Origin of the sequence: Amycolatopsis sp. NPDC059027, assembly GCF_042739735.1 — a bacterium.
Taxonomy (GTDB): Bacteria; Actinomycetota; Actinomycetes; order Mycobacteriales; family Pseudonocardiaceae; genus Amycolatopsis.
In genome coordinates this window covers 53,333-59,901 of sequence record NZ_JBHYIK010000002.1, presented here as the reverse complement: position 1 = coordinate 59,901, position 6,569 = coordinate 53,333, and the positions used below count along the sequence as shown (strand labels likewise).

Annotated in this window: 5 protein-coding genes and 1 pseudogene; 3 read left to right on the top strand and 3 right to left on the bottom strand. The window is 70.0% G+C overall.

Features of this window, described 5'->3' with window-relative positions; all coding sequences use genetic code 11:
* Positions 1-106: 106 nt before the first annotated feature.
* The 3 genes from ACFWY9_RS01660 to ACFWY9_RS01650 form a co-directional block, all read right to left on the bottom strand.
* The gene (locus ACFWY9_RS01660; RefSeq protein WP_378337906.1) at positions 107-1,660 is read right to left on the bottom strand and encodes an FAD-dependent monooxygenase; all 1,554 of its coding nucleotides are present in this window, start codon (positions 1,658-1,660) and stop codon (positions 107-109) included.
* Positions 1,661-1,706: 46 nt separating this feature from the next.
* Entirely contained in the window at positions 1,707-2,330 is a 624-nt protein-coding gene (locus tag ACFWY9_RS01655) for a TetR/AcrR family transcriptional regulator (protein ID WP_378329916.1), read from the bottom strand.
* A gap of 132 nt (positions 2,331-2,462) precedes the next feature.
* A complete protein-coding gene (locus tag ACFWY9_RS01650) occupies positions 2,463-3,380 on the bottom strand; it encodes a nitroreductase/quinone reductase family protein (RefSeq protein WP_378337905.1) in 918 nt (305 codons plus the stop codon).
* A 265-nt stretch (positions 3,381-3,645) separates the two neighbouring features.
* Between ACFWY9_RS01650 and ACFWY9_RS01645 the strand changes: the two genes are divergently transcribed.
* The 3 genes and pseudogenes from ACFWY9_RS01645 to ACFWY9_RS01635 form a co-directional block, all read left to right on the top strand.
* Entirely contained in the window at positions 3,646-4,500 is an 855-nt protein-coding gene (locus tag ACFWY9_RS01645) for a phosphotransferase family protein (protein ID WP_378329918.1), read from the top strand.
* A gap of 295 nt (positions 4,501-4,795) precedes the next feature.
* Positions 4,796-5,854, top strand: a complete 1,059-nt coding sequence (locus tag ACFWY9_RS01640) for a S1 family peptidase (RefSeq protein ID WP_378329919.1) — start codon at positions 4,796-4,798, stop codon at positions 5,852-5,854.
* 125 nt (positions 5,855-5,979) lie between these two features.
* Positions 5,980-6,569, top strand: a pseudogene (locus ACFWY9_RS01635) (hypothetical protein); the annotation flags it as partial.

Here is a 6,569-nt window from a genome sequence, read left to right as displayed (position 1 = left end):
TCGCCGCCGCCGCGTCCCCCCCCCCCCCCAACCCCCAACTCCGCTGACTTACCTAAACGCCCCCTTACGGGGCGTCTGACGCCCGTAAGGTGGCCTTGACGGCATCTCAGGCTGCGGCGCCGAACCAGCGGGTCAGCGCCTCCTGGAGGCCATCCGTCTCTTGTGGACTGTCGGTGGCCCAGGCGACGTAGCCGTCGGGGCGGACCAGCACCGCCGCGACCGGGGTGTCCGAAGTGGACTCGCTGACCAGGTCGACGCGATCGGCCCAGCCCACTGCGGCCGCACCGATTTCCGTGCCGCCGGTGAAGTCGGCGAGCACCGGCCGCGCGGTACGCAGGAGTTCGGTGACGCGCCGGGAGCCGACGGCGAGGTCCGGGACCATCCGGCCCGACAACGGATGCGTGTCCCCGATGTCGTACCGGACGTCCGACCCGGCCATCAGGTGCGCGATGAACGCGGAGTTCTCCTGCTTGCGCACCATTTCCCCGAACAACCGCCGGAGCGCGGTGACCTCGGGGCCGGGTGCGATGAGGGCCGCCTGCGCGAGCGAGTGCATCATGACGCGTTCGCCGACGGGATGACGCTCGCTCTGGTAAGTGTCAAGCAGGCTTTCGGGCGCGTGACCGCGTAGGTACGCCGCGAGTTTCCAGCCCAGGTTCGCCACGTCCTGCATGCCGAGGTTGAGCCCCGGGCCGCCCATCCCGGAATGTACGTGGGCCGCGTCGCCGATGAGGAAGACGTTGCCCGCGCGGTAGTTTTCGGCCTGCCGGGTGTTCTGGGTGGTGATCCTGCGCAGTGGATGCGGGCCGGGCCCCTCCGGCGGCCCGAACCCCAGGTCGACGCCGAGCACGCGGCGAACGCTGTCCCGCAGTTCGTCCAGCGTCAGGGGCGTGCCGTCCGGAATGGGCCCGGTGCGGAGTTCGCCGGTCGCGATCAGCGTCTTGCCCGGCTGGAGTTCCGCGAAGACGAACGTGCCGCGTTCGAGCCGGTTGAAGCCGAAACCGAGCGGGCCGACGCCCGGGATGTCGATGCCGCCGTCCGCCGTCCGCTGCAGGCCCGGCAGGCTGACCTGCGCCAGCCGCGTGACCCCCTTGGTGTCGGTGACCCCGGGGAACGCGATGCCGGTTTGCTTGCGTACCAAGCTCTTCCCGCCGTCCGCGCCGACCAGGAACCGGGTGCGCAGCTCGTATTCGCCCCGTGGGCCGGACACGGTGAGAGTTACGCCGCTCTCGTCCTGGACGAGTCCGGTCAGCTCGTGGCTCCGCCGGATTTCCACGCCGAGATCGAGGGCACGTTTGTCCAACAGGCGCACAAGTTTCGGCTGCGGCACGGGAAGCAGGTGGAGCGGGTTGTCCACGACCTCGGCGAACGACATGGTCATCCCGCCGAAGAAGAACGCCGGAGCCGGTTGCGGCGGGCCCGCCCGGCCGCTGATCTCCTCGTACAGTCCCCGCTGATCCAGGAACCGCACGATCTGACCGACCATCCCGTTCGCCTTCGGTTCGTCGCTGGGCTCGGGCAACCGCTCCAGCACGATCGGCCGGACTCCGGCCAGCGCGAGTTCCGCGGCGAGCATGAGGCCGTTCGGCCCCGCTCCGGAAATGACCACCTCGGCGTTTCCGGGCACGACAGTGTTTTCGGGCGTGCTGTTTTCGGGCATGACGAAGAAACCCCCTGTTTCCGTGTCTCGATTGTTTCGGAGTTGTTCAGGCAGACGGATCGGGCAGCCCGGCGGCGATCTCCTCGATCGCGCGCCGGAGCAGGGACACGATCGGCACCGGCGGATCGGAGTGCAGGTACACGTCGGCCGCCGCCTGCCAGGCGGCCCCGATCGCGCCCGCCACCAGCCGGGGATACAGTTCCCTGGCCGGATCGGTGCCCGTACGCTCGGCGATCACCGCGACCAGTTCGCCATCCGCGCCGAGCACCGCCTTCTGCACCACCGCCAGCATTTCCGGCACGGCCATCAGTTCGCGCACCGCGGCCAGCTGCGCCGGGCTCGGCACGCTGTCCGCCCCGCCGTCCTCCTCGAGCGGACGGGTGAAGGCCAGCGAGATCGCCGTCCACACCGGCTCGTCGGCCGGGCGTGACCGGAGCACCTCGACACTGCGCTTCATCCGCTCGATCTGCCGGTAGGCCAGCGCCTCGTACTTGCTCGCGAAGTAGTTGTTGAACGTCCGGACCGACACCCCGACCCGCTCCGCGATGTCCTCGCGCCGGATGTTCTCCAGTCCCCGTTCGAAGACCAGGTCCAGCGCCGCGTCACTCAGCGCCTTGCGGGTTCGCAGCTTCTTGCGCTCCCGCAGGCCCAGCGTCCCGTCCTCTGCCATGTCCCCGACGATACACGAAAAACTTGCTCGCCGAGAAAATTTTCTCAGCGAGCAAGTTTGCGATGTCGCGAGTGGCCCATTGCCGACGACGCGTTCGGGACAGGGGCCCGGCACTGCAAGACAGCGGCACCGTCAGGGTATTTCCGGCGCGGGGCCCAGAGTGTTGAGCGCGGCCACGATCGACCGTTCCTCGTAGGCGAAATGGGCTTCGAGGCCGGTGGCCAGCCGGTCGAGTTCCTCTCGCAGCCGGGCCGGATCGTCCTCCCCCGGGACATACGCCTCGACGAGTGCGCGAATTCTTTCCTGCGCACGAGCCACGACCGCGTGCTCCTCGGCGAGCTTCGTCAGAACCGGTGCGAGCGAAGGGAATCGGCGAGCCAGCATCGGGAACGCGCCGGCGTCCTCACCGTGGTGGTGGTGTTTCAGCGCCTCGCAGAAGTTCAGGCAGTGCTCGCGCAGTTCCCGGCCGAGGTCGGCGGTCCTGGTGAACGTCGTGGCCTTGCCGTCCGCGATCTCGTCCGCCTGGCCGCGCAGCTCGGCGAGCTCCTTGCGGAGCCAGTCGTGGACCTCGACGACGAAGTCGCCCATGCCCCGCACCCGGTCGGCACCCTCGTCGACGCGATGCAGTGTGACCACGGGGATCGGCCGCGTGGTTTTCGCCTGGTACTCCCCGAAACCCGGTTCGATCGCGACCACCTCGGCGAACAGCGCGTCCCGGTCCGGCCCGTCCGGGATCGCGGCGAGCGCCTCGAACGTCTCGGTGCCGGTCTCGACGGTCACCCTCGCGTTCTTCCGGATGTTGTGGTACCAGGCGGGATTCCGGGGCGCGCCCATCGCGGAGGCGACGATCACCTTCTGCCCCTTGACGTCCACATAGGACAGCGGAACGGTACGGGGCAGCCCGCTGCTCGCCCCGGTGGTGGTCACCAGCGCCAACGAAGCCTCGTCGCCGAACATGGCGACTTTCCCCGCGTTGGCACGGAATTCGTCGATGACCCGGCGCTGGAAGGCACCGACGTCGAAGGTCTCGCTTGGCTTTTCCTCGGTCATTGAGTCCTTTCCGGATCCGATGAAAGATCGGAGGGTGACACCCGGGAACGGACACAGGAAAACCCCGTGGCCTACGCGCGCAGGAGGCAGCGGGCACGGGAAAACCGTGCCGTTCACCAAGGTGATTGCGCGGCTTCCGCCGCGGAGAAACCACTACCTCCATGCGTAGGCCCATACGGGGCGCGAGAAAAAGCTAGCACGGGATTCGCGAAGGTCGCAAATCCGTTCGCGCCCGCGGTGCGCGCGCTGTCATGATCGGCTGACCATGACCACACCCGAACCCGTCGCCGTGCGGCACCTGCTCCGCCGCGTACTGCCAGGAGAACCGCGAATGAGCCGCGTCGACGAGGGCGGTGACCACGCCACCTGGTGGGTCGGCACCGGTCACGTCCTGCGGATGGCTCAGGATGTCGACAGCACCGCGGGCCAGCGCCGGGAAGTCGCGCTGCGCGAAGCGATCCGTCCCCACCTCACGATCGACGTGCCCCGGAGTGTCGCCCACGGCGAGTGGGCCCCCGGGCTCGGTTACACGCTGGACACGCGGCTTTCCGGGGTGTCGGCCGAAAAACAGCCGGTCTCCGCGGCCGGTGAACAGGATCTGGCCGCACTGCTGACCGGACTGCGGTCCGTCCCGGCGGCCACGGTGGACGTACCGGTGGCACCCGCCCGGTCCTTGCCGGAACTCAGCGGGGAAGCCGTGCGCGCCGCCGTCCGACTCGCCGAGGATGGCGCTGTCGGCTCCGATCTCGCGCACCGGCTCCCCTGCCCGCTTCCCCCGGCGGCCCCGGCGACGCTGCTGCACCACGACCTCAAGGGCGAGCATCTCCTGGTCACCGAGACGGGACGGGTGAGCGGCGTTCTCGATTGGACGGACGCGGTTTTCGGCGACCCGGCCGAGGACGTCGCCGGGCTCGTCATCTCCGTCGGCGCCGCCGCGGCTCTGCGGGTGGCGCGGCTCGCCGGGCACGATCCCGAACTGTGCGCACGAGCCCTGCTGCTGGCCCGCTGTGACACGCTGATCCGGCTCGCGGACCGCGTATACGGGACCGACGACAGCCCGCTTCCGTTGCTGCGCGCTCAGCTCGCCCGTGCCTGGGAGGCCACGCCGGACAAATGCTGAAGGACGCCTTCGATGCACTCAATGCGCTGAAGGCGTCCTTCAGCACGGCGAACGCACTGAAAGCGCCCTTCAGCACCCGGCCCGCCTCATGCTGCCGTAGAATCGGACAAAAACCGTGGCGCACAAGGAAAACGTCGAAGGGTTCGCACGTTGTGCGAACCGGCGGGGTTCGCGACTTTCGTGGGTGGAGCGGTATTTCGTGAAACCGTAACCTGGTCGTCGCGCGCACATTGCCAATTCCTGCTCGTCCGCACCGGTGTGTCATCGCTCGAATCCCCAGAGGACGGAGATGACCATGTCCACAGCACGCATCCACCGGCGGGCCAGACGAGGGATCGTCGTCTGTGCCGCCGCGGGACTCGTCACCGGCGTGGTGCTCGCCGCACCCGGTCCGGCGGCGGCGGGTCCGCTCGACGCCCGCGGCGCCACGACGTTGTCCGCCAAGGTCACGTCCGGTCTCGGTGACCGGACCGTCGGCTCCTACTACGACCAAGCGAGTTCGCGGCTGATCGTCACCGTCACCGACGCCGCCGGTGCCGACCAGGTCCGCGCGGCGGGCGCGGTGCCGAAGCTCGTCGCCTACCGTGCCTCCGAGCTGGCCGCCGTCACCGGTGAGCTCGACCGCTCGGCCCGGATCCCCGGCACGGCGTGGCGTGTCGACCCCCGCTCCGGGCACGTCCTGGTGACCGCCGACTCGACGGTCACGGGCGCCGCCCTCGCGAAGCTGACCGGCGTGGTCGACGGCTTCGGGGCCAAGGCCCAGCTGAAGCGGACCGCGGGGAAGCTGCGGACGTTCATCAGCGGCGGCGACGCGATCTGGGGCCAGGGCCTGCGGTGCTCGCTCGGCTTCAACGTCCACGACCGCAGCGGCAACCCCGCGATGCTGACCGCCGGGCACTGCGGCGTGGCGACCAACGACTGGTGGGCGGACTCCGGGAATTCCCAGCACATCGCCCAGACGCAGGACGCCAGCTTCCCCGGGCACGACTACTCGTGGGCCGCCTACGATTCCGGCGTCGACGCGCCGAGCGCGGTCAACGACGGTACGCGGATCACCAGCGCCGGTGAGGCCACGGTCGGGGAGAACGTGACCCGCAGCGGCTCCACCACCGGGGTCCACTCCGGTTCGGTCACCGCGCTGAACGCGACGGTGAACTACGAGGAGGGCACCGTCACCGGCCTGATCGACACCACCGTCTGCGCCGAGCCCGGCGACAGCGGCGGCTCGCTGTACGACGGCTCCACCGCCCTCGGCCTCACCTCCGGCGGCAGCGGTGACTGCAACTCGGGCGGCGAGACGTTCTTCCAGCCGGTCCCGGCGGCGCTGTCCGCCTATGGGCTGACCCTGCCCTGAGCACCCCACTCGGGGGCGTTCTGGACCGATTTCAGTGGTCCGGGACGCCCCCGAGTACTGAATACGTAGCGTTCTCCGTAGATCTACGGATGATGCCCGGCCGCCGGACGGGCACTCTGCATGACGTGAAGACAGCGCAGCGTGTCGATGACCGACCCGTCGACCACGGCAGGGCCTTGCTTCCGCCCTCCGTGGTCGACGCACTGCGGGCGCAGGCGGGGACGCTGGCCCGGTCGATCATCGGCGGTATCCGGCGGTCGGTCCCCGAGTACACGAGCCTCCTCGAAGGGCCGCTCGGCGGCGTGTTCACCACCGCCGTCGAGACGCTGCTGGTCCGCTGCCTCGACGCGCCCTCGCGGCCCGGTGCCGGCCAGGAGTCGGCCGCGCTGTTCCGCGACCTCGGCCGCGCCGAGTTCGCTCGCGGCCATTCGCCGCGGGCGCTCCGGACGGCCTGCCGGGTCGGCGGCCAGATCGCCTGGCGCTGCCTCTCCGACCACGCCCGTCACCACGGCCTGAGCACCGAAACACTGTCCCGCTGCGCCGAGGCGATCTCCCTGCACGTCCGCATGTTGTCCTCGTGGGCGGAGGAAGGGCACGCGGCGGCCGAGGCCGCCGCGACCACCCCCCGGATCCGGGGGCTCCGCCTGGGCGGGGGGGTGGCTCCACCAGGCGGGGGTGTGCTCGCCCCAACCGCGGCGGGCGCCCGGAGGGCCCG